General features: G+C 72.7%; 22 protein-coding genes. 7 read left to right on the forward strand and 15 right to left on the reverse strand.

What is annotated here, in order from left to right:
- Positions 1-47 precede the first annotated feature (47 nt).
- The 4 genes from ABD973_RS03340 to ABD973_RS03355 form a co-directional block, all read right to left on the reverse strand.
- Positions 48-662, reverse strand: a complete 615-nt coding sequence (locus ABD973_RS03340) for an arylsulfatase (RefSeq protein ID WP_345498325.1) — start codon at positions 660-662, stop codon at positions 48-50.
- Positions 659-1,027 carry a GNAT family N-acetyltransferase gene (locus ABD973_RS03345; RefSeq protein WP_125824277.1) on the reverse strand — a complete coding sequence of 123 codons (369 nt, stop codon included), beginning with the start codon at positions 1,025-1,027 and terminating at the stop codon, positions 659-661. The genes ABD973_RS03340 and ABD973_RS03345 overlap by 4 nt, the downstream gene beginning before the upstream one ends.
- A gap of 1 nt (position 1,028) precedes the next feature.
- On the reverse strand, positions 1,029-1,448 hold the full coding sequence (panD, locus tag ABD973_RS03350) for an aspartate 1-decarboxylase (protein WP_125602581.1): 420 nt from the start codon (positions 1,446-1,448) through the stop codon (positions 1,029-1,031).
- 221 nt (positions 1,449-1,669) lie between these two features.
- Positions 1,670-3,034, reverse strand: a complete 1,365-nt coding sequence (locus ABD973_RS03355) for an FAD-dependent oxidoreductase (RefSeq protein WP_345498328.1) — start codon at positions 3,032-3,034, stop codon at positions 1,670-1,672.
- 296 nt (positions 3,035-3,330) lie between these two features.
- On the opposite strand from ABD973_RS03355, the gene ABD973_RS03360 reads away from it, so the two are divergent.
- Genes ABD973_RS03360 through ABD973_RS03370 form a run of 3 tightly spaced genes read left to right on the forward strand, consistent with a single transcriptional unit; the run spans position 3,331 to position 5,065 of the window.
- Positions 3,331-3,699, forward strand: a complete 369-nt coding sequence (locus ABD973_RS03360) for an ArsR/SmtB family transcription factor (protein ID WP_125823299.1) — start codon at positions 3,331-3,333, stop codon at positions 3,697-3,699.
- Between the two features lie 5 nt (positions 3,700-3,704).
- Complete coding sequence (locus ABD973_RS03365; RefSeq protein WP_345498331.1) at positions 3,705-4,193, forward strand: GNAT family N-acetyltransferase; 489 nt, start codon at positions 3,705-3,707, stop codon at positions 4,191-4,193.
- 56 nt (positions 4,194-4,249) lie between these two features.
- Positions 4,250-5,065 carry a sulfite exporter TauE/SafE family protein gene (locus tag ABD973_RS03370; RefSeq protein WP_345498333.1) on the forward strand — a complete coding sequence of 272 codons (816 nt, stop codon included), beginning with the start codon at positions 4,250-4,252 and terminating at the stop codon, positions 5,063-5,065.
- A gap of 63 nt (positions 5,066-5,128) precedes the next feature.
- On the opposite strand, the gene ABD973_RS03375 is transcribed toward ABD973_RS03370, so the two are convergent.
- On the reverse strand, positions 5,129-5,905 hold the full coding sequence (locus ABD973_RS03375) for an aquaporin (RefSeq protein WP_125823296.1): 777 nt from the start codon (positions 5,903-5,905) through the stop codon (positions 5,129-5,131).
- A gap of 40 nt (positions 5,906-5,945) precedes the next feature.
- Positions 5,946-6,260: an ArsR/SmtB family transcription factor gene (locus ABD973_RS03380; RefSeq protein WP_125823295.1), complete on the reverse strand. Its 315-nt coding sequence runs from the start codon at positions 6,258-6,260 to the stop codon at positions 5,946-5,948.
- A gap of 107 nt (positions 6,261-6,367) precedes the next feature.
- Here ABD973_RS03380 and ABD973_RS03385 point away from each other — a divergent pair, with 107 nt between their 5' ends.
- A complete protein-coding gene (locus ABD973_RS03385) occupies positions 6,368-6,790 on the forward strand; it encodes an arsenate reductase ArsC (protein ID WP_125823294.1) in 423 nt (140 codons plus the stop codon).
- Between the two features lie 110 nt (positions 6,791-6,900).
- Here ABD973_RS03385 and ABD973_RS03390 read toward each other — a convergent pair whose 3' ends face one another.
- The 7 genes from ABD973_RS03390 to ABD973_RS03420 form a co-directional block, all read right to left on the reverse strand.
- On the reverse strand, positions 6,901-7,875 hold the full coding sequence (locus tag ABD973_RS03390) for a Gfo/Idh/MocA family oxidoreductase (protein WP_345498336.1): 975 nt from the start codon (positions 7,873-7,875) through the stop codon (positions 6,901-6,903).
- Between the two features lies 1 nt (position 7,876).
- A complete protein-coding gene (gene ligA, locus ABD973_RS03395) occupies positions 7,877-9,187 on the reverse strand; it encodes a protocatechuate 4,5-dioxygenase subunit alpha (RefSeq protein ID WP_345498338.1) in 1,311 nt (436 codons plus the stop codon).
- Positions 9,188-9,211: 24 nt separating this feature from the next.
- Positions 9,212-10,132, reverse strand: a complete 921-nt coding sequence (locus tag ABD973_RS03400; RefSeq protein ID WP_345498340.1) for an amidohydrolase family protein — start codon at positions 10,130-10,132, stop codon at positions 9,212-9,214.
- A gap of 2 nt (positions 10,133-10,134) precedes the next feature.
- On the reverse strand, positions 10,135-10,824 hold the full coding sequence (ligK, locus tag ABD973_RS03405) for a 4-carboxy-4-hydroxy-2-oxoadipate aldolase/oxaloacetate decarboxylase (RefSeq protein ID WP_125823290.1): 690 nt from the start codon (positions 10,822-10,824) through the stop codon (positions 10,135-10,137).
- An 18-nt stretch (positions 10,825-10,842) separates the two neighbouring features.
- A complete protein-coding gene (locus tag ABD973_RS03410; RefSeq protein WP_345498342.1) occupies positions 10,843-11,877 on the reverse strand; it encodes an amidohydrolase family protein in 1,035 nt (344 codons plus the stop codon).
- 26 nt (positions 11,878-11,903) lie between these two features.
- The gene (locus ABD973_RS03415; protein ID WP_125823288.1) at positions 11,904-13,115 is read right to left on the reverse strand and encodes a 4-hydroxybenzoate 3-monooxygenase; all 1,212 of its coding nucleotides are present in this window, start codon (positions 13,113-13,115) and stop codon (positions 11,904-11,906) included.
- Positions 13,116-13,218: 103 nt separating this feature from the next.
- The gene (locus ABD973_RS03420; RefSeq protein ID WP_345498345.1) at positions 13,219-13,986 is read right to left on the reverse strand and encodes an IclR family transcriptional regulator; all 768 of its coding nucleotides are present in this window, start codon (positions 13,984-13,986) and stop codon (positions 13,219-13,221) included.
- A gap of 76 nt (positions 13,987-14,062) precedes the next feature.
- Between ABD973_RS03420 and ABD973_RS03425 the strand changes: the two genes are divergently transcribed.
- The gene (locus ABD973_RS03425; protein ID WP_125823286.1) at positions 14,063-14,752 is read left to right on the forward strand and encodes a substrate-binding domain-containing protein; all 690 of its coding nucleotides are present in this window, start codon (positions 14,063-14,065) and stop codon (positions 14,750-14,752) included.
- Positions 14,753-14,818: 66 nt separating this feature from the next.
- Here ABD973_RS03425 and ABD973_RS03430 read toward each other — a convergent pair whose 3' ends face one another.
- Complete coding sequence (locus ABD973_RS03430; protein ID WP_345498347.1) at positions 14,819-16,213, reverse strand: NAD(P)/FAD-dependent oxidoreductase; 1,395 nt, start codon at positions 16,211-16,213, stop codon at positions 14,819-14,821.
- A 138-nt stretch (positions 16,214-16,351) separates the two neighbouring features.
- Positions 16,352-17,218, reverse strand: a complete 867-nt coding sequence (locus tag ABD973_RS03435) for a PaaX family transcriptional regulator (protein WP_345498349.1) — start codon at positions 17,216-17,218, stop codon at positions 16,352-16,354.
- A 157-nt stretch (positions 17,219-17,375) separates the two neighbouring features.
- Between ABD973_RS03435 and ABD973_RS03440 the strand changes: the two genes are divergently transcribed.
- Both ABD973_RS03440 and ABD973_RS03445 read left to right on the forward strand, forming a co-directional pair.
- Positions 17,376-18,287 carry an SDR family NAD(P)-dependent oxidoreductase gene (locus tag ABD973_RS03440; protein ID WP_345498351.1) on the forward strand — a complete coding sequence of 304 codons (912 nt, stop codon included), beginning with the start codon at positions 17,376-17,378 and terminating at the stop codon, positions 18,285-18,287.
- An 11-nt stretch (positions 18,288-18,298) separates the two neighbouring features.
- The gene (locus ABD973_RS03445; RefSeq protein ID WP_345498353.1) at positions 18,299-19,177 is read left to right on the forward strand and encodes an amidohydrolase family protein; all 879 of its coding nucleotides are present in this window, start codon (positions 18,299-18,301) and stop codon (positions 19,175-19,177) included.

Consider the following 19,177-nt stretch of genomic DNA (forward strand, 5'->3'; position numbering starts at 1 on the left):
TGTGTCTGCTCAAGGTTTCGCACCATAGGACCCACCTTCCCCCGATCTCAGCCGGTACGCTCCCCGGCCAGCGCGGCGGCGAGCCCCAGCGCCGGGCTGGCCAGCACGGGGATCCGCGTCCGCACCAGGTGCACGGCCCCGGCCATGGAGGCCTGCGCCAGCACGATGACGTCGGCGCCCTTCACCCGGTCGGCGGCGGACGCCACCGCACGGAGGTACCCGCCCACGTCCCCGGCCTCGAACAGCCCCCAGGCCCCGGGCACCACGAGACCGCGCACCTCGCGGGCCCCCTCCTCGCCGAGCAGCTCGGTGCTCGGTCCCAGGGTCGACTCCAGGGCGGCCAGCACCACGATGCGCGCCCCGGTCGCCACTGCCCGCGCGGCCATGGCCCGGTCCACCCTCAGCACGGGGTACCCCAGCTCGGGGGCGAGGGACTCGGCGACTCCCCCGATGGTCGAGCAGGTCACCAGCACGGGCCCTGCGGCCTCCGCCAGCACCTCCCGCACCTCTGCCCGCACGCCCTCCGGCCCCACCACTCGGGCCCGCTCCAGCAGCCCGGGCCGCACGAGGTGCCGCAGCACGGCACCGGAATGCTCCCGCTCCCCCAGCGCGTCGAAAACGGGCACGTGCACCGCGGCGGTGTGCAGGAGGGTCAGCGTCACCAAAGATCGGCGTCCCGCTCCAGCTGCTCCCGCGCGGCCGCGACCACCCCGGCCGGCGCCTCGGGCGCCAGCTCGGGATGCCGTCCGGCCCACGCGGCGGCATAGGGGCACAGCGGCACGACCGGCACGCCCTGGCCGTCACCTTCCGCCGCGGCCATCGCGTAGAAGCCCTTGACGAGCTCCCCGCCGATCCCCCGCCCCTCGTGCCCGGGCTCGACGACGGTGTGCACCGCCACCAGGGCGTGGGGCTCCGCGGCGAGCACGAAGTACGCGATGAACCCGACCACCCGCCGGTCCTCGACGGCCAGCAGCCGCCCGGCCTTCCGCTCGTCCACCAGCTCGATCGCCACGGCCCGCTCCCTCAGCTCAGACAGCCACCGAATACGGGCTGCGTTCCTGATCCGTACCCGGCACCGGCGCGGAAGGATCCGCACCCAGCTCCACGATCCGGTTGTCACCGTCCACGTGCACCACGCGCGGCTTCAACGCCCGCGCCTCGGCGTCCTCGACCTGCGCGTAGCTGATGAGGATCACGAGGTCCCCGGGGTGCACGAGGTGCGCGGCGGCGCCGTTGATCCCGATCACCCCGGACCCGCGCTCGCCCTCGATGACGTAGGTCTCGAGCCGGGCCCCGTTGGTGATGTCCACGATGTGGACGAGCTCCCCGGGCAGCAGGTCGGCGGCGTCGAGCAGATCGGCATCGACGGTCACGGACCCGACGTAGTGCAGGTCGGCCTGCGTCACGGTGGCCCGGTGGATCTTGGACTTGAACATGGTGCGCAGCAATGTGAGCTCCTTGAAGACGGCTCCCTGCCCGCTTTCTGCAGGTCAAGGGCGCTACGCACTCTACACGGGCGCCTGTTGAGACGAAGCTGAAAAGGAACACCGTCCTCTGCGCCGGTGAGCGCCGAGGGATCCGGCCAGGACTGCGACGGCGAGAGGAGCAATGGCGGCAGCGGCACGGGCGGGTGCGCCGCGGCCACGCCGGCTGGGGGGCCTGGCACGGTTCAGCAGCCGCCGGAGGAGACGGGCGCTGCGCCGATGGTGAGGGTGGCCGGGGCTGCGCAGCAGCCGCCGCTCTCTTCGGCGGCCTCCGGCTCGTCGAAGAGACCCGCCCCGCCGCACACGCCGGTCTCCGGGAGGGTGAGTTCGACGCGCTCGGCGGCTTCCCGGTCACCGGCGAGGTGGGCGGCGATGGAACGCACCTGCTCGTAGCCGGTCATGGCGAGGAAGGTCGGGGCGCGTCCGTAGGACTTCATGCCGACGAGGTAGACGTCCTTCTCCGGGTGGGAGAGCTCGTTCACGCCGTGGGGGTAGACGGTGCCGCAGGAGTGCTGGTTGGGGTCGATCAGCGGGGCGAGCCCGGTGGGGGCCTGGAGGCGTTCGTCGAGGCCGAGACGGAGCTCGTTCAGGAAGGTGAGGTCGGGGCGGAGGCCGGTCAGGACGATGACCTCGTCCATTGGGTCCAGGCGGCGGCCGTCCTCGCCGACGAGCACCACCCGGCCCTCGTCGTTCTTCTCGATGGTGTCGGTGCGGAATCCGGTGACCGCGTCGGCGTAGCCGTCGTCGACGGCTGCCTTGGCTGCAAGGCCGAGGGCTCCGCGGGCGGGCAGCTGGTCGGCTTCACCGCCGCCGAAGGTGGAGCCGGAGATGCCGCGGCGCAGGATCCAGGTGGTGTGGGTGCCCTGGCCGTCTTCGGACTTGGCGAGGTCGGCGAGGTAGGCGAGGGCGGTGAAGGCGGAGGCTCCGGAGCCGATGACCGCGATGCGCTTGCCCGCGTACCTGGCACGGACAGCGGAGTTCTTGAGGTCCGGGATGCGGTAGGTGATCCGGTCGGAGGCGGCCTTCTCGCCGAGCGCGGCGAGGCCGCTGCCGCCGGCGGGGCCCGGGGTGGACCAGGTGCCGGACGCGTCGATGACGGCGCGGGCCAGGACCCGCTGCTCGCGGCCGTCGGCGCTCTGGACGTGGACCACGAAGGGCTGGGCCTCGCGGTCGGCGTCGACGACGCGGTCGCGGCCGGTGCGCGAGACGCCGGTGACGGTCGCCTCGTAGCGGACCTGCTCGCCGAGGACGTCGGCGAGGGGCTGGAGGTAGAGGTCGGCCCAGTCGCCGCCGGAGGGGTAGCTGTCCGCGGCGGGCTTGGTCCAGCCGGTCGGGGCCAGGAGCTTCTCGGCGGCCGGGTCGACGACCTCGGCCCAGCGGGAGAACAGCCGCACGTGCGCCCACTCCCGTACAGCGGCTCCGGCGACCTGGCCGGCTTCCAGGACCAGGGGCTCCAGGCCGCGGTCGACCAGGTGGGCGGCGGCTGCCAGGCCGACGGGGCCGGCCCCGATGACGACGACGGGCAGATCGGTGGTGGCTGGCGCGTTCACGGTCGGCTCCTGGCTGTTTCGATGTCTGTCGATGGCTTGCGCCGCCAGCGTGACACTTGTTTCGATGTTCGTCAACATAGACATTCATCGAAACGAGATGGCTGTGGACCCTGCGGACGCCACCGACTGCCCGGCATGCGTTCGGCGGGGATCCGGATCGCAGGCGGTTGTCCGCGCGGGCACCCGTGAGCCGGCCACCGGCGGGGATGCCGTCCGAGCGGGCCGCCGACCGGCCGCCCGCCCGGCCCGCACCTGACCCCCTGCCACCTTGGTTCGACGTGTGTCAACATAGACGCATGTCGAATGCGAAGGTTCTGCCGCTCCTGGAGCCCGAGGCCGTCGCCCCGTGCTGTCCCCCGCTGGACGAGCGCCCCATGTCCGCGGACGAGGCCGAGGTCGCGGCGAAGATGTTCAAGGCCCTCGGCGACCCGGTCCGGCTGCGCCTGTTCTCCGCCGTCGCCTCCCACGAGGGCGGCGAGGCCTGCGTGTGCGACATCTCCGACGTCGGCGTCTCGCAGCCCACCGTCTCCCACCACCTGAAGAAGCTGAAGGAGGCCGGGCTGCTGTCCTCGGAGCGGCGCGGCACGTGGGTGTACTACCGGGTCGAGCCGTCCGTGCTCGCCGCCATGGGTGCGCTGCTGGCCGGCGCCGCGAAGGCGGCGTGACCGGCATGCGGATCGACGCCCTGCGGCCCGAGCACGCCGAGCAGGTGCTGGGCATCTACCAGGCGGGGATCGACGAGGGCAACGCCACCTTCGAGACGCAGGCGCCCGAGTGGGCGGCGTTCGACAAGGCCAAGCTGCCCGGCCACCGCTTCGTCGCCCTCGGCGACGCCGGCGTCGTGCTGGGGTGGGTCGCGGCCAGCGCGGTATCCGACCGGTGTGCGTACGCGGGCGTGGTCGAGCACTCCGTCTACGTCCACCCCGACGCCCGCGGCCAGGGTGTCGCCCGCGCCCTTCTGGACGCCCTGATCACCTCGACCGAGACGGCCGGGATCTGGACGATCCAGTCCGGGATCTTCCCCGAGAACACCGCCAGCCTCGCCCTCCACGAGCGGGCCGGTTTCCGGATCATCGGCATCCGGGAACGGATCGGCCGGCACCACGGCGCGTGGCGGGACGTCGTCCTGCTGGAGCGTCGCAGCACCGTGGTCTCGTAGGCACTGCTCAGGTCGGGGTCTAGCGGCCGGGACTGTGACCAGCGAGGATGCCGGTCGTGAGTAGTGACCAGGGCCTCGCCCCCCTCCGTTCGGCACCGTCGGCGCCCGTGGTGTTCGGCGCTGGAGCCGCGATCGGGGTGCTGGGCGGGATGATCGGGCTCGGCGGTGCGGAGTTCCGCCTGCCGCTGCTGATCGGCCTGTTCGGGTTCGCCGCCCTGTCGGCGGTCATCCTGAACAAGGCGATGAGCCTGGTCGTGGTCCTGGTCGCGCTGCCCGCCCGCCTGACAGCGGTCCCGGCCGCCGAGGTGGCCGCGCGCTGGCCGGTCGCGGTCAACCTGCTGGCCGGAAGCCTGCTCGGCGCCTGGGCCGGGGCCAGTTGGGCGGTACGGATGCGCTCGGCCACCCTCTACAAGGTCCTCGCGGCGCTGATGGTGCTCATGGCCGCCGCCCTGGTCCTCACCCACACGGCCACCCTGGGCACCCTCGACCTGCCGCTGTGGGCACAAGTACCTGCCGGCGTAGTGGCCGGGTTCGGCACCGGCGTGGTCGCCGCGATCATGGGAGTGGCCGGCGGCGAACTGCTCATCCCGACGATCGTGCTGCTCTTCGGCCAGGACATCAAGACCGCCGGGAGCCTGTCCCTGCTGGTCTCCCTGCCCACCATGCTGGTGGCCTTCGCCCGTTACAGCCGTGACGGCAGCTTCGCGGTCCTCGGCGCGAACCTCGGCTTCACCGCGGTCATGGCCTCAGGGTCGGTCGCCGGAGCCGTTCTGGGAGGCCTGCTGCTGGGCGTGTTCCCGGACGTGGTCCTCATCCCCGCACTGGCCGTGATCCTGCTGGTGTCCGCAGCCAAACTCGCCCGTCACGACTGACGTCGTACACCGTGACGTGCTCGACGCCCTGGCGGCGCAGGTGGCGCACGTCCGCGCGCTGCGTCATGCGGCGGGCTGCTCCGTGCCGGGCCTGGCCCGCATGAAGATGACCGCCACCAGGGCCAGGCCGAGGACGACCCCGAGGAGCTGCATGCCGACGAAGCCGGGCACGGATCCGGGGGCGATGCCCGCGAACGTGTCGGTGAAGGCCCGGCCGAGGGTGACGGCCGGGTTGGCGAAGGAGGTGGAGGAGGTGAACCAGTACGCGGCGCCGACGTACGAGGCGACCGCTACGGGGGCGAAGCGGAGGCGGTCGGTGCGGGCCAGGCCGAAGATCAGCACGATCAGGCCCGTGGTGGCCACGACCTCGCCGAGGAGGAGGTTCCCGGCGGAACGGTCGTGGGTCGACCACTTCACCAGGGGCTCGCCGAACATCGCGTCCGCCAGGATCGCGCCCGTGATCGCGCCGGTGATCTGCGAGGGCACGTACACGGCCAGCTCACGCGCTGTGACGCCGGCACCGCCGCGGCGCGCGGTCCACCACTCGGCCACCGTCACGGCCGGGTTGAAGTGCGCCCCGGACACCGGGCCGAGAAGGGCGATGAGGACGCCGAGGCCGAAGACCGTGGCGGTGGAGTTGGCCAGCAGCTGCAGAGCCACGTCCTGGGTGAGCTTCGTGGCCTGGATGCCCGACCCGACGACGACGGCGACCAGCGCTGCGGTGCCGGTCAGTTCGGCGGCGGCACGGGCGATCAGCGGGGTGCGGGGCGGGGTCGCACCGGGAGCGGGCTGCGGCACGTCGGCGGATGTCAGGGTGCCGACGGGCTGGGTGGCGGTCAAGGCGGGTTCTCCTCGGGCAGGTGAGGCAAAGCGCGGAAGGCTAGGGGCAGGACCGCTTGAGGTTCGCTTCGGTGCTGGCCCGCGCGGTCCGAGCGAGGTCGGCGAACTGACCGGCGAGGGCTTCGATGGCCTCCGGGCGCAAGCGGTAGTAGATGTACCTCCCGCACGGCTCCGTCTCCACGACCCCGGCCTCCCGCAGCACCTTCATGTGGTTGGAGAGGTTCGTCTGCTTCGCACCCGTCTCCTCCACCAGGTGGGTGGTGCAGAGGGTCTCGCGGGCGAGGAGGGTCACGATCCGCAGCCTGAGCGGGTCGGCCAGAACCCGGATCAGATCAGTGTCGACTGACGTCATCATCCACTGATACTGTCACATCACTGAGGGCTGATACCAGCCCTGGCTGACCTGTGCCGCCAGTGGGACGGCGGTGCCGCAGTCGCGCCTGCCACCCCTAGGAAGAGCCGATGCCCGCGAACCCGCTCGCGTCCGTCCTGTTCGTCTGCATCCACAACGCCGGCCGCTCCCAGATGGCCGCCGGGTTCCTGCGGCACCTCGCCGGGGACCGCGTCGAGGTCCGCTCCGCCGGCTCCGTCCCCGGCGACCGGATCAACCCCTCCGCGGTGGCCGCGATGGCCGAGCTCGGCATCGACATCTCCGGCCAGACCCCCAAGGTGCTCACCCCCGAGGCCGCCCAGGCGTCCGACTACATCATCACGATGGGCTGCGGCGACGCCTGCCCGTACTTCCCCGGCAAGAAGTACCTGGACTGGCAGCTCGAGGACCCGGCCGGCCAAGGGGTCGAAGCCGTCCGACCCATCCGGGACGAGATCAAGGTTCTGATCGAGGACCTGATCTCTGAGATCGACGCACAACAGAAGGCGAACTGACCCCGTGGGCTGGGTGGTTCGGCGGCCGTGTCGGGCGGACCCGCCGGCTCGACGAGCACGGTCCGTGAAGGCCTGACCAGGATCCCGCCGCCCGTCCGGGGGCGCGGACGTCAGATGCGGGACTGGAGCAGGAGCTGTTCCTCGAGGGCCGCCAGGGTGCGGTAGCAGGGCAGCACCTGGGTGAGGGAGGCGTTCGGTTCGCGGGCCTCGCGGATGGCGGCGACGAACTCCCGGTCCTGGAGTTCGATGCCGTCCGTCGAGACGTCGACCCCGCTCACGTCGATCGGCTCGCCCTCGCCGGTGACCAGGTCGTCGTAGCGGGCGACGTAGGTGCCCGTGTCGCCGATGTAGCGGAAGGTCGTGCCCAGCGGGCCGTCGTTGTTGAAGGACAGCGACAGGGTGCAGATGGCGCCGTTCGCCGCGCGCAGCTGGATCGACATGTCCATCGCGATGCCGAGCTCGGGGTGGACCGGGCCCTGGACCGCGTGGGCCTGGACGATCGGGGATCCGGTCTGGTGGGCGAACAGGTCGACGGTGTGCGCCGCGTGGTGCCAGAGCAGGTGGTCGGTCCAGGAGCGGGGCTGTCCGAGGGCGTTGAGGTTCGTGCGGCGGAAGAAGTACGTCTGCACGTCCATCTGCTGGATGCGGTACTCCCCCGCCCGGACCCGCCGCCGTATCCACTGGTGGCTGGGGTTGAACCGGCGCGTGTGTCCCGCCATCGCGACGAGTCCGGTGCGCCGCTGTGCCGCCAGGCAGGCCTCGGCGTCGGCCAGGGAGGCGGCGAGGGGGATCTCCGTCTGGACGTGCTTGCCCGCCTCCAGGCAGGCCAGCGTCTGCGCGGCGTGCAGCGGGGTGGGCGTGGCGAGGACGACGGCGTCGACGTCGTCCATCCCCAGCACCTCCTCCAGGGTCGCGACGCCGCGGCCGACGCCGTGTTCCGCGGCGAACTTCCGGGCGCTTTCGAGGCTGCCGCTCACGACGGCGGCCACCTCGACGCCCTCGATCCGCCGGAGTGCGGCCGCGTGCTTGGCGCCGAAGGCGCCACCGCCGGCCAGGGCCACCCGCAGGGTGCGGTCGTCGCTCATGTCAGTTCACTCCTTCGGCGGGCTCCTGGGCCCGCGGGTGGTCTTCGAGTATCAGGTGGCCGACGGCGGTGTTGGACGCCGGTACGTGGTAGAAGCGGTGCCTGACCTCGATCTCGCCCGAGCCGTCGAGGTCGCTCATCGCCCCGCGGGCGATCAGCCACATGATCAGCTCGATGCCCTCGGAACCCGCCTCCTCGACGTATTCGAGGTGCGGTACCCGCGAGAGGCCGGCCGGGTCCGCCACGAGCCTGTCGAGGAAGGCGTTGTCCCACTGCCTGTTGATCAGTCCGGCGCGCGGGCCCTGCAACTGGTGGCTCATGCCGCCGGTGCCCCACACCTGGACCTTCAGGGGCTTGTCGTAGGACTGGACGGCCTTGCGCAGGGCCCGGCCGAGTGCGAAGCACCGGGCGCCGGAGGGCACGGGGTACTGCACCACGTTGACGTGGAGCGGGATCACCTTGCACGGCCACTCCTCGACGTCGCCGAACATCAGCGACAGCGGGACGGTCAGGCCGTGGTCGACCGTCATCTCGTTGACCAGGGTGAGGTCGAAGTCGTCCGTGATGAGCGAGTGCGCGAGGTGGGCGGCCAGGTCGGGGTCGCCCTCGATGCCCGGGACCGGGCGGGGCCCGTAGCCCTCGTCGGCGGCGGGGTAGGCCGCCCCGGTGCCGAGCACGAACGTCGGGACCAGTGACTGGTCGAAGGCGGTGGCGTGGTCGTTGTAGACCAGGAGGACCACGTCGGGGAGGTTCTCCCGCGCCCATCTCCGGGAGAACGCGTAGCCCTCGAAGACCGGCCTCCAGTAGGGCTCTTCGGTCTTGTGGTGGTCCATGGCGGCGCCGATCGCCGGGACGTGCGAGGTGAAGACCGCGCCGGTGATGACGGCGTGCCCGTCCGGTGGCGCGGCGTCGGCGTACGCCGCTTCGAGGACGGCGTGGTCGATCCGGTTCCCCTCGACGGGCCGGCCGCCGCCGGCCATCATGTCGCGGTACTCCTGCTCGGTCATCCCGGTCATCGAGCCCGCCATCCGCTGGAAGGAGAACCCCAGCGTCGCGCCCCACTTGGCGAGGAAGTAGATGTTGCCGCCCTCGCGCACGGCGGCGTTGAGGTCGCGCTCGAGCAGTGCCCGCTTCTGTTCCTCGCGCAGGGGCCACGCGTCCAGGTAGGCGCGCTCGTCGGCGAGGTAGAGGGCGCGGTTCTCCGCCGTCATCAGCGACATGCAGAACTGGTTGAGGTGGTACCCCTTGGCGGACTGTTCGGTGTCGAAGATGGTCGTTCCCGGAACCAGTCTGTAGGTCCTGTCCAGGGACATGGTGGGCCTCCGATCAGGCGTGGGTCAGTCGGCGTCGGGCCAGTACAGGCGCATCGGGTTGTCGACGAGGAGCTGCTGCCGCTGCCGCGGCGTCGGTGCGAGGTGCGGGATGAAGTCGACGAGCAGGCCGTCGTCGGGCATGTGCCCGGTGAGGTTCGGGTGGGGCCAGTCGGTGCCCCACAGCACCCGGTCGGGGAACTCCTCGACCACGCGCCGCGCGAAGGGGACGACGTCGCGGTAGGCGTGTCGCTCGCCGTCGAGGGCGGGCGGGCCGCTGACCGACAGCCGCTCCGGGCAGGTCACCTTGCACCAGATGTCCGGCCTCGCCCGCATGAAGTCCAGGAAGGCCTCGAAGTCCGGGCCGTGCGGGTCCTTGGTGACGTCGGGCCGGCCCATGTGGTCGACGACCAGCGGCACCGGGACCGAGAGGAGGAAGTCGCGCAGGTCGGCGAGGTCGGCGGCCTCGAAGTAGACGACGGCGTGCCAGCCGTAGGACACGATCCGTTCGGCCACGTCCAGCAGGTCCTGGCGGGGCGCGGCGTCGACGAGCCGTTTGACGAAGTTGAACCGTACGCCGCGGACCCCGGCGTCGTGCAGCTCCCGCAGCCCCGCGTCCGAGATGCCGGGGGGCACCGTCGCGACGCCGCGGGCCAGGCCTCCCGAGGCCCGCAGGGCGTCGACCATGGCGCTGTTGTCGGCGCCGTGGCAGGTCGCCTGGACGACGACGGTGCGGGCGAAGCCCAGGTGGTCGCGGAGTGCGAAGAGCTGGTCCCGGGAGGCGTCGCAGGGGGTGTACTTGCGCTCGGGGGCGTAGGGGAACCGCTCCCCCGGGCCGAAGACGTGGCAGTGCGCGTCGACGGCGCCCCCGGGCAGCTGGAACCGGGGCCGGCTGGGGCCCGCGTACCAGTCCAGCCAGCCGGGGGTCTTCTCGAAGCCGTTCGTCATCGTCAGTCCTCGTACCGCAGCCCGAGCTCGGCCAGCGGGCCGCGCATGCCGTAGATGTCCAGGCCGAGTTCGCCCGCACGGAACCGGGCGCGCTTGCTCTCCTCGCCGGCTTCGCGCCGGGCCGCGGCCGCGGCGACCTCGGCGGCCCGCTCACGTGGCACCACCACGACGCCGTCACGGTCCGCCACGACCACGTCCCCCGGCCTGACCAGGGCGTTGGCGCACACGACCGGGACGTTGACCGAACCGAGCGTGGCCTTGACGGTGCCCTTGGCGCTGATCGCCCGGGCGAAGACGGGGAAGTCCATCTCCTCCAGGTCGGCGACGTCGCGCACGCCGCCGTCGATGACCAGGCCCCGGCAGCCCCGGGCGCGGAACGAGGTGGCGAGGAGGTCGCCGAAGAAGCCGTCCTCGCTCTCGGCCGTGCAGGCGGCGACCACGACGTCCCCCTCCCTGATCTGTTCGGCGGCGACGTGGAGCATCCAGTTGTCGCCGGGCTGCAGCAGTACGGTCACCGCGGTACCGCACATGCGGGCCCGGGGGTGGACGGGGCGCAGGTAGGGGCGCATCAGGCCGGTCCGGCCCATGGCCTCGTGGACGGTCGCGACTCCGAAGGCGGACAGCGCCGCGACGGCCCGGGGATCGGCGCGGGTGACCGAGGTGTGGACGACACCGGTCTCGGTGTGCTCCATGGGTTCTTCTCCTGGGGTTCAGGGGCCGGTGGCGGGGCGGGAGGCGAGGCGGTCGGCGAGGCGGGGGTACACGCGCAGGGCGTTGCCGCTGTAGACGGCGGCGCGTTCCCGCTCGGACAGGTTCGCGGTGGCCTCCACGTACCGTTTCGTGTCGTCGAAGTGGTGGCCGGTGCGCGGGTCGATGTCGCGGACCGCGCCGATCATCTCGCTGGCGAACAGCACGGACCGGCTGGGGACGACCCGCGTGAGCAGGTCGATGCCGGGCTGGTGGTACACGCAGGTGTCGAAGGAGACGTTGTCCAGCAGCGTTTCGGGGTCCGGCCGGCCCAGTGCCATCGCCAGGCCGCGGAACCGGCCCCAGTGGTAGGGCACCGCCCCGCCGCCGTGCGGGATCACGAACCGCAGCGTCGGGAAGTCGGCGAACAGGTCGCCCTGGAGCAGCTGCATGAACGCCGTGGTGTCGGCGTTGAGGTAGTGGGCGCCCGTCGTGTGGAAGGCCGGGTTGCACGACGTGCTGACGTGGATCATCGCGGGGACGTCGTACGCGGCCATCGCCTCGTAGAGCGGGTACCAGACGCGGTCCGTCAGCGGCGGCGCGGTCCAGCTGCCGCCCGACGGATCGGGGTTGAGGTTGACCGCCACCGCGCCGAGTTCCTCCACGGCGCGGCGCAGTTCGGGCAGGCAGGTGGCGGGGTCGGTGTCCGGTGACTGCGGCAGCATGGCGGCCATCGCGAAGCGGTCGGGGTGGAGCGTGGTGACGCGGTGGACCAGGTCGTTGCAGATCCGCGCCCACACCGAGGAGACCGCGAAGTCGCCGATGTGGTGGGCCATGAAGCTGGCGCGCGGGGAGAAGACCGTCAGGTCGGTGCCCCGTTCGTCCATGAGCCGCAGCTGGTGGGGCTCGACGGCGTGGCGCAGGTCGTCGTCGGTGATGACCAGGTCGTCGGGGTCGGGCGCGGGTCCGGCGGCGGCGTACGCGGCCACCTGCCGGTCCCGCCACCGCGCCAGCTGTGGCGGCGCGGTGGTGAAGTGGCCGTGGCAGTCGATGATCACGTGTGGTCTCCTGCTGGTCGTCGGAGTCAGTCGAGGGAGCCGGCGGGCCAGCCCGTGTACTGCTCGGCGAGGTGGGCGCGGCCCGCGCGCGTGCCCACGACGTTGTCGAGTTCGCCGAGTTGGCGCCGCAGGTCGAACGGTGAGGCGCCGGGCGGGGTGTGCAGCAGCCGGGTCATCCAGTACGAGAAGTCCTGCGCCCGCCAGACCCGGCGCAGGGCGCGCGGCTGGTACTCGTCCAGCGCGGCCCCGCCCCCGCTGCCGAGGGCCCGCGGCAGGACCTCGGCGAGCACCTTGACGTCGTGCAGCGCGAGGTTGAGTCCGCGGGCGCCGGTCGGCGGCACGGTGTGCGCGGCGTCGCCGGCGAGGGCCATCGAGCCCCAGCGCATCGGTTCCTGCACGAACGAGCGGAACCGCAGCACCGTCTTCTCCAGGACCGGCCCCTCCTGGAGGCGGAAGCCGTCCCGGCCCGCCACCCGGGCCTGGAGCGTCTCCCAGACGCGGTCGTCCGGCCAGGCGTCGACCGCCTCGTCGGGGTCGCACTGGAAGTACATCCGCTGAACGGTCTCGGTGCGCCGGCTGATCAGCGCGAACCCGTGCTCGGAGTGGGCGTAGACCAACTCGGGTGCGCTCATGGGTGCTTGGGCCATGATGCCGAACCAGGCGAAGGGGTACTCCTTGCCGTAGCGCGTCCGCCGGTCCTCGGGGACCAGGTCGCGGCACATGCTGCGCGACCCGTCCGCGCCGACCACGTACCGCGCCCGGATCTCGTGCCGGGCTCCGTCGGGCGCGGTGTAGCGGACCCGCGGCGCGCTGGTGGTGATGTCGAGGACCTCGGTGTCCTTGACGCCGAAGTGGACCGTTCCGCCGTCCCGGGCCCGGGCGTCGGCCAGGTCGGTGAACACGTCGGTCTGCGGGTAGAGCCACACCGAGCGTCCGGTCAGTGCCTTGAAGTCGACGCGGTGGGGACGGCCGTCGAAGCGGATCTCGACGCCTTCGTGCTCGTGGCCGTCGCGCAGGATCCGGTCGGACACTCCGGTCTCGATCAGGTCCCGGGCCGCGTCGGCCTCCAGGATGCCGGCCCGCTGGGTGGTTTCGATCTCGTGCCGCGTGCGGGTGTCGATCACGATCGTCCCGACGCCCGCGCGTCCGAGCAGGTGGGCCAGCATCAGGCCGGCCGGACCGGCACCGACCACGGCGACGGGAACTGAGGCGACGGTGTCGACGGCGATGTCGGGCATGGCATCTCCTGGGCAACTGCGAACGTTCGAACACCCCGAACGGTGGCAGCCGGAGCCCCGGCCGGTCGCCGGTGTTTCCGTCAGGCGGAAGCCCGTTGTGGCGTCAGGCCGTCGTGCGGGCCCGCCGGCCGAGCTCGTCGGAGATCCCGTACGCCGCCCTCAGGAGCGGCTCGCGCAGCCCGCGCGCGTCGCCGGCGCCACTCGCGGCGACGACGATCCCCAGGGCGGCGCTGACCGGTCCGGCGCGGCCGATGCGTACGGGCGCGGCGACGGCCACCGTGTCATGGGAGAGCTGCCGGTCGCTGAGGAAGACCTGCTCGCGGCGGATGCGGTCCAGCTGGGCGCGCAGCGTCCTCGGGTCGGTGACGGTGTGCGGGGTCCAGGCGCGCAGCGGCGATCGGAGGACCTCCTCCTGGATGTCCCGCGGTGCGTGTGCCAGCAGCACCCGGCCCATCCCGGTGGAGCCGACGGGGAACCGGGTCCCGACCTCCGTCAACAACTGCACCGACCGGTGCCCGGTGATACGTTCGACGAAGACGAGTTCCGTGCCCTCCCGCACCGCGAGCTGGACGTTCTCGTGGGTCGCCTCGTAGAGGTCCTGCATGAACGGCAGGGCCGCGTCACGCAGGATCTGGGTGCGCGGGCATCCCGAGGTGATCTCCCAGAGCCTCAGCCCGACGTGCCAGGACCCGTCCTCGCCCCGCTCCAGCGCTCCCCACTCCGCCAGTTCCGCGACCACGCGGTGCGCGGTGCTGAGGGCCAGGCCGGTGCGCTGGGCGATCTGGGACAGTGTCCGCGACGGGTGTTCACGGTCGAAGGCGGCGAGGACCTTGAGGACCTTGCCGGCCGCGGTGCTCCCGGTCGTGCTCACGCGGGCAGTCTCGCAGACGGGTTCCGGGCCGCCGGACCCGTGCCCCCCATCATCCGCAGCACACCAGGGAATCGACGTGAACGAAGACATCCGCGGTCTCTCCTCGATGGCGACCCGGCCGATTCTGGCCGGGCTCTGCGAACACATCCGGCTCGCTCACGGGATCGGGGTGCGCTTCGAGGCCGCCGGCGGGGTGGAGACCGCACGGCGGGTGCGCGAGGGCGCCGGAGCCGATCTGCTCGTGCTGGCCGACGGTGCCGTGGCCGAACTGGCCGGGGCGGGGCACCTGCTCTCGGACACGGTGCGCCCGCTGTGGGTTTCGTCGGTCGTCGCCGCCGTGCCGGAGGGAGCGCCGGTTCCGGCACTGGGATCGGAGTCCGACCTGCGGGCCGCGCTGCTGTCGGCGCGGAGGGTCGCGTACTCCACGGGCCCCAGCGGTACGTCCCTGGTCGGCCTGATCACCCGGCTGGGTCTCGCCGGCCCGCTGGGGGACCGGCTCGTCCAGGCACCCCCCGGGGTGCCCGCGGGCAGCCTCCTGGCGTCCGGCCACGCCGATCTGGCCTTTCAACAGCACAGCGAGCTGATGGACTTGCCGGGGGTGGTGGTCATCGGCCCGCTGCCGGGGGACGCCGCCATCAGCTCGGTGTTCAGCGCGGGCGTCCTGGCGTCCTCCACGCAGCCGCGCCGTGCCCGCGAGGTCCTCGGCCTCCTCGGTTCCGACGCCGCGTCGGCGCTCGCCCGCTCCAGGGGCATGCGGCCGGCCTAGCCTTACGGCGACCGCCCCGGCCGGAGCGTCCGGGCGGGGCGGGGCCGACGCGGGTGGGGCGGGGCGTCAGCTGTCGAAGCCGAGGCCGAAGCGGTCGAGGCCGCGCAGCCAGAGGTTGCGGCGGCCCTGGCTGCGGTCGGCGCGGGCCAGGGACCACCGGGTGATGCCGATGCCGGCGGACCGGACCGGCTCCGGCGGGAACGGCAGGGGCTTGCTGCGGACCATCCGCAGTCCGGTGCGCTCGGTGCGTTCGGCGGCGAGGAGGTCGAGCATCACCTGCGCCCCGAAGCGGCTGGCGCCGACGCCGAGTCCGGTGAACCCGGCGGCGTAGGAGACCTTGCCGTGGTGGCTCGTGTCGAAGAACACGCAGAAGCGGGTGCTCATGTCGATGGCTCCGCCCCAGGAGTGGGTGAACCGGACCCCTTCCAGCTGCGGGAAGGTCGTGAAGAAGTGGCGGGCGAGGGTGGCGAAGGTCTCGGGCCGCCGGTCGTGTTCGGCGCGGACGCGGCCGCCGTAGCGGTAGACGGCGTCGTATCCGCCCCACAGGACGCGGTTGTCCGCGGAGAGGCGGACGTAGTGGAACTGGTTCGCGCTGTCCGCGAAGCCCTGGCGCCGCGTCCAGCCCACGGAGGCGAGCTGCGCCCGCGTCAGGGGCTCGGTCATCAGCGCGTAGTCGTACACGGGGACGGTGTAGGGGCGGTGGCGCCGGACCAGGGAGGGGTGGGCGTTGGTGGCGAGGGCGACGCGGCGGGCGGTGATCCGGCCGTAGGGCGTGCGGACGCCGACCACGGCCCCGTGTTCGGCGAGCGAGGTGGCGGGGGTGTGCTCGTGGACCCGGACGCCCAGGGCGAGGCAGGCGCTCTTGAGTCCCCAGGCGAGCCGGACCGGGTTGACCATGGCGACGTCGTCCTTGTTCCACAGGCCGCCGAGGAAGGTCGGGGAGTCGATCTCGCGGCGGACGGCCGCGCCGTCGAGGAGGACCGGCTCGCCTCCGTGGCGGGCGGCGGCCTCGGCCTCCTCGGCGAGGCCGGCGAGCTGGTACGGCTCGGTGGCCACGACGATGGAGCCGGTGCGCTCCCAGTCGCAGTCGATCCCGTGGCGCAGGACGGCGTCCTCGATGGCCTGGAGGTTCTCCCGGCCGAGCCGTTCCAGGAGGTCGATCTCCCGGGGCCAGCGCTGGAGTCCGTTGCGCAGGCCGTGGGTGAGGCTGGACTCGCAGAATCCGCCGTTCCGGCCGGAGGCGGCGCCGCCGGCCTCGTCCGCCTCGATGAGCACCACGTCGGCGGAGGGGTCGCGCTCCTTGGCGAGGAGGGCGGTCCACAGGCCGGTGTAGCCGCCGCCGACGACGAGGAGATCGCAGGTGGTCGCGCCCACGAGGGCGGGGGCGGCATGGGGGCGGCGGGGGTCGTCGAGCCAGAACGGGCGGGGCTCGGCATCCCTGAGCGAGGTGAGGGGGTCCATGGGGATTCCTTCGGTTCGCGGAGGCGTCCGAGCGCACGGACCCTCCGGGGTGCCGACCATGAGACCCGCCGCCGCACAGCAAGGTCAATGGTGTTGTCATAAGCCTCCCCCGCCGGCCGGCCGGGCCTCCCGCTGCGGCTACGCCTCCGGCTCCCAGCGGTCGAGGATCTCCTCGGCGATCCGCCGGGCCCCGGGCTCGAAGTCCGCGGAGAGTGCGCGGAACAGTGCCTCCGCGCGTGCGGCGGGCCACTGCGCGGGCAGGTGTTCGGCCGGCAGGTGCGGGTCGCGGCGCACCAGGTCGAGCCAGTCGGTGTGCAGCAGCAGGAGGCGGCCCAGGTCGTCGCGCGCCTCGGCGGGCACGGTGCCGCCGCCCCAGCGGTCCAGGAAGGAGCGGTAGCCCTCGGCGATCGCGTCGACGTCGAAGGCGGTGCGGAGCAGGGGTCCGGCCTCGGTGGGCGCGGCGGCCTCGCCGTGGAAGGCCCTGATACGGTCCCCGAGCCCGAGCTCCTCGGCGATGGGCGCGACGTCCACGCGTCCGGGGGCGACCCAGAGCCCGCTCTGCAGCGGGCCGAAGCCCGCCCAGACGAGCCGGGAGCGCAGGTCGTGCCGTTCGCGGCGCCAGGACTCGGGCAGCGAGAAGCCGACCAGGGTCCAGGTGCCGTCCCAGGCCCGGTTGACGGCGCCCGTCCGCTGGACCCGCTCCTCCCCGTCGGCGAGTACCGCGGCCGCCCGGGCCGTGAGCGAGAAGTACATCCGGCGACCGCGGCGGTGCCGTTCGAGCAGGCCGCGGCCGACCATCCGGGTCAGGGTCGAGCGCACGGCGTCCTCGCCCACCTCGACCCGGGCGAAGGCGTCGATCACGCTCGCCGAGGACAGGGCGGTGCCGGTGCCGAGGACGTGGATGCCGAAGAAGGTCAGCATCAGGGACTGGGGGCGGGCCGCGGCGCCGGGGCCGGCCGCGTCGGGCTCGGCTTGCGGCCGCCGCTTCGGATCGGGAGGGGTCACGGGGGACAGCGTAGGCGCGGGACCTGCCCACCCACCCCAACATTCGGCAGTTCATTGACCGCAGACAAAATTATGCCTAGCTTTGGCGCCGCCGGTGCGTGCCCCAGGCCGCGGCTCCCCGCGTCCCGCCCCCGGCCTACGGGAAGGACCCCCTCTCATGGCTCAGTTGGATCTCTCCGGCAAGGTGGCCGTGGTCACCGGCAGCGGCCGCGGTCTCGGCCTCGCCTACGCCCGCTCGCTCGCCGCCGCGGGCGCGGCCGTGGTGGTCAACGACGTGGACGCCGAGGCGGCCGACGCGGCCGTGCGGCAGATCACCGGGGCCGGCGGCCGCGCCGTCGCCGAGGTGGTGCCGGTCGGCTCCACGGAGGCCGCCGAGGCCCTCGTCGCCCGCGCGGTCGACAGCTACGGCCGGCTCGACGCCATGGTCACCAACGCCGGTGTCCTGCGGGACCGGGTCCTGTGGAAGATGACGGACGAGGACTTCGACACCGTCGTCCAGGTGCACCTGCGCGGCACCTTCACCTGCGTCCGCGCCGCCGTGGAACGGATGCGCGCCCAGGGCGGGGGCGGACGGATCGTGGCCGCCGGCTCCCCCGCCGGCCAGCGCGGCAACTTCGGCCAGACCAACTACGCCGCCGCCAAGGCCGGCATCGCCGCGATGGTGCGCACCTGGGCCATGGAGCTGGGCAGGGCCGGCATCACCGCGAACGCCGTCATCCCGGTCGCCGCGACCGCGATGACGCGGACCATCCCCGCCTTCACCCCGCACGTCGAGGCGCTGGAGCGGGAGGGCACCGCCTTCCCCGACGGCCTGCGCAAGGGCGAGGGCTTCGGCACGCCCGAGGACGTCGCGGGGCTGGTGGCCTTCCTCGCCTCGGACGCCTCCGCCGGTGTCACCGGCCAGTGCATCGGCATCGGCGGCGACAAGCTCGCCCTGTGGTCGCACCCGCAGGAGGTGTCGGTCGCGTACGCCGACGGCGGCTGGAGCGCCGAAGCCATCGCGGCGGCCTGGCCGTTGACGGTGGGCCGCACCCCGCAGACCGTCGGCATCCCCGCCCCGCAGCTGTGAGGAGCAAGGCCGTGCCGAATCCCGACGAGCTCGTCGCCATCGACGTCCACACCCACGCGGAGGTCTCCTCGAAGGGCTGCGCCTCGCTCTCGGCCGAGCTCGACCGGGCCGCGGGCGCCTACTTCAAGGCCGAGCACCGCCATCCCACGCTGCCGGAGATCGCCGCGTACTACCGCGAACGCCGGATGGCGTGCGTGGTGTTCACCGTCGACGCGGAGTCGGCCACCGGCGTCCCGCCGGTGCCGAACGAGGAGATCGCCGAGGCCGCCCTGGCCAGCCCCGACGTGATCATCCCGTTCGCCGGGGTCGATCCGTACAAGGGCAGGGCGGCGGTCCGTCAGATCCGCCGCCTCGTCGCGGATTTCGGGGTGCGCGGTTTCAAGTTCCACCCGAACATCCAGGCGTTCCACCCGAACGACCGGATGGCGTACCCGCTGTACGAGGCCATCGAGGAGGCCGGCGCCATCGCCGTCTTCCACACCGGCCAGACCGGCATCGGCGCGGGCGCTCCCGGTGGCGGGGGCGTCCGGCTGAAGTACTCCAACCCCATGGACGTGGACGACGTCGCCGCGGACTTCCCCGGGATGCGGATCATCCTCGCCCACCCGTCCTTCCCCTGGCAGGACGAGGCGCTCGCGGTGGCCACGCACAAGCCGCAGGTGTACATCGACCTCTCGGGGTGGTCCCCGAAGTACTTCCCGCCGCGCCTGGTCCAGTACGCCAACACCCTGCTCAAGGACAAGGTGCTGTTCGGCTCCGACTATCCGCTCCTGTCCCCCGACCGCTGGCTGGCCGACTTCGCCGCACTGCCGATCAAGGACGAGGTGCGTCCGAAGATCCTCAAGGAGAACGCGGCCGCGCTGCTGGGCCTGACCCGGAGCGAGGGCTGA

The organism is Streptomyces racemochromogenes (assembly GCF_039535215.1).
GTDB lineage: Bacteria > Actinomycetota > Actinomycetes > Streptomycetales > Streptomycetaceae > Streptomyces > Streptomyces racemochromogenes.

Excerpts from the sequence above, each read along its gene's own strand:
- ABD973_RS03385 (WP_125823294.1), top strand. The coding sequence starts at position 6,368 with ATGCCCGCGAACCCGCTCGCGTCCGTCCTGTTCGTCTGCATCCACAAC.
- ligA (WP_345498338.1), bottom strand. The coding sequence starts at position 9,187 with ATGTCCCTGGACAGGACCTACAGACTGGTTCCGGGAACGACCATCTTC.
- ligK (WP_125823290.1), bottom strand. The coding sequence starts at position 10,824 with ATGGAGCACACCGAGACCGGTGTCGTCCACACCTCGGTCACCCGCGCC.
- ABD973_RS03415 (WP_125823288.1), bottom strand. The coding sequence starts at position 13,115 with ATGCCCGACATCGCCGTCGACACCGTCGCCTCAGTTCCCGTCGCCGTG.
- ABD973_RS03380 (WP_125823295.1), bottom strand. The coding sequence starts at position 6,260 with ATGATGACGTCAGTCGACACTGATCTGATCCGGGTTCTGGCCGACCCG.
- ABD973_RS03365 (WP_345498331.1), top strand. The coding sequence starts at position 3,705 with ATGCGGATCGACGCCCTGCGGCCCGAGCACGCCGAGCAGGTGCTGGGC.
- ABD973_RS03400 (WP_345498340.1), bottom strand. The coding sequence starts at position 10,132 with ATGACGAACGGCTTCGAGAAGACCCCCGGCTGGCTGGACTGGTACGCG.
- ABD973_RS03360 (WP_125823299.1), top strand. The coding sequence starts at position 3,331 with ATGTCGAATGCGAAGGTTCTGCCGCTCCTGGAGCCCGAGGCCGTCGCC.
- ABD973_RS03440 (WP_345498351.1), top strand. The coding sequence starts at position 17,376 with ATGGCTCAGTTGGATCTCTCCGGCAAGGTGGCCGTGGTCACCGGCAGC.
- ABD973_RS03430 (WP_345498347.1), bottom strand. The coding sequence starts at position 16,213 with ATGGACCCCCTCACCTCGCTCAGGGATGCCGAGCCCCGCCCGTTCTGG.
- ABD973_RS03390 (WP_345498336.1), bottom strand. The coding sequence starts at position 7,875 with ATGAGCGACGACCGCACCCTGCGGGTGGCCCTGGCCGGCGGTGGCGCC.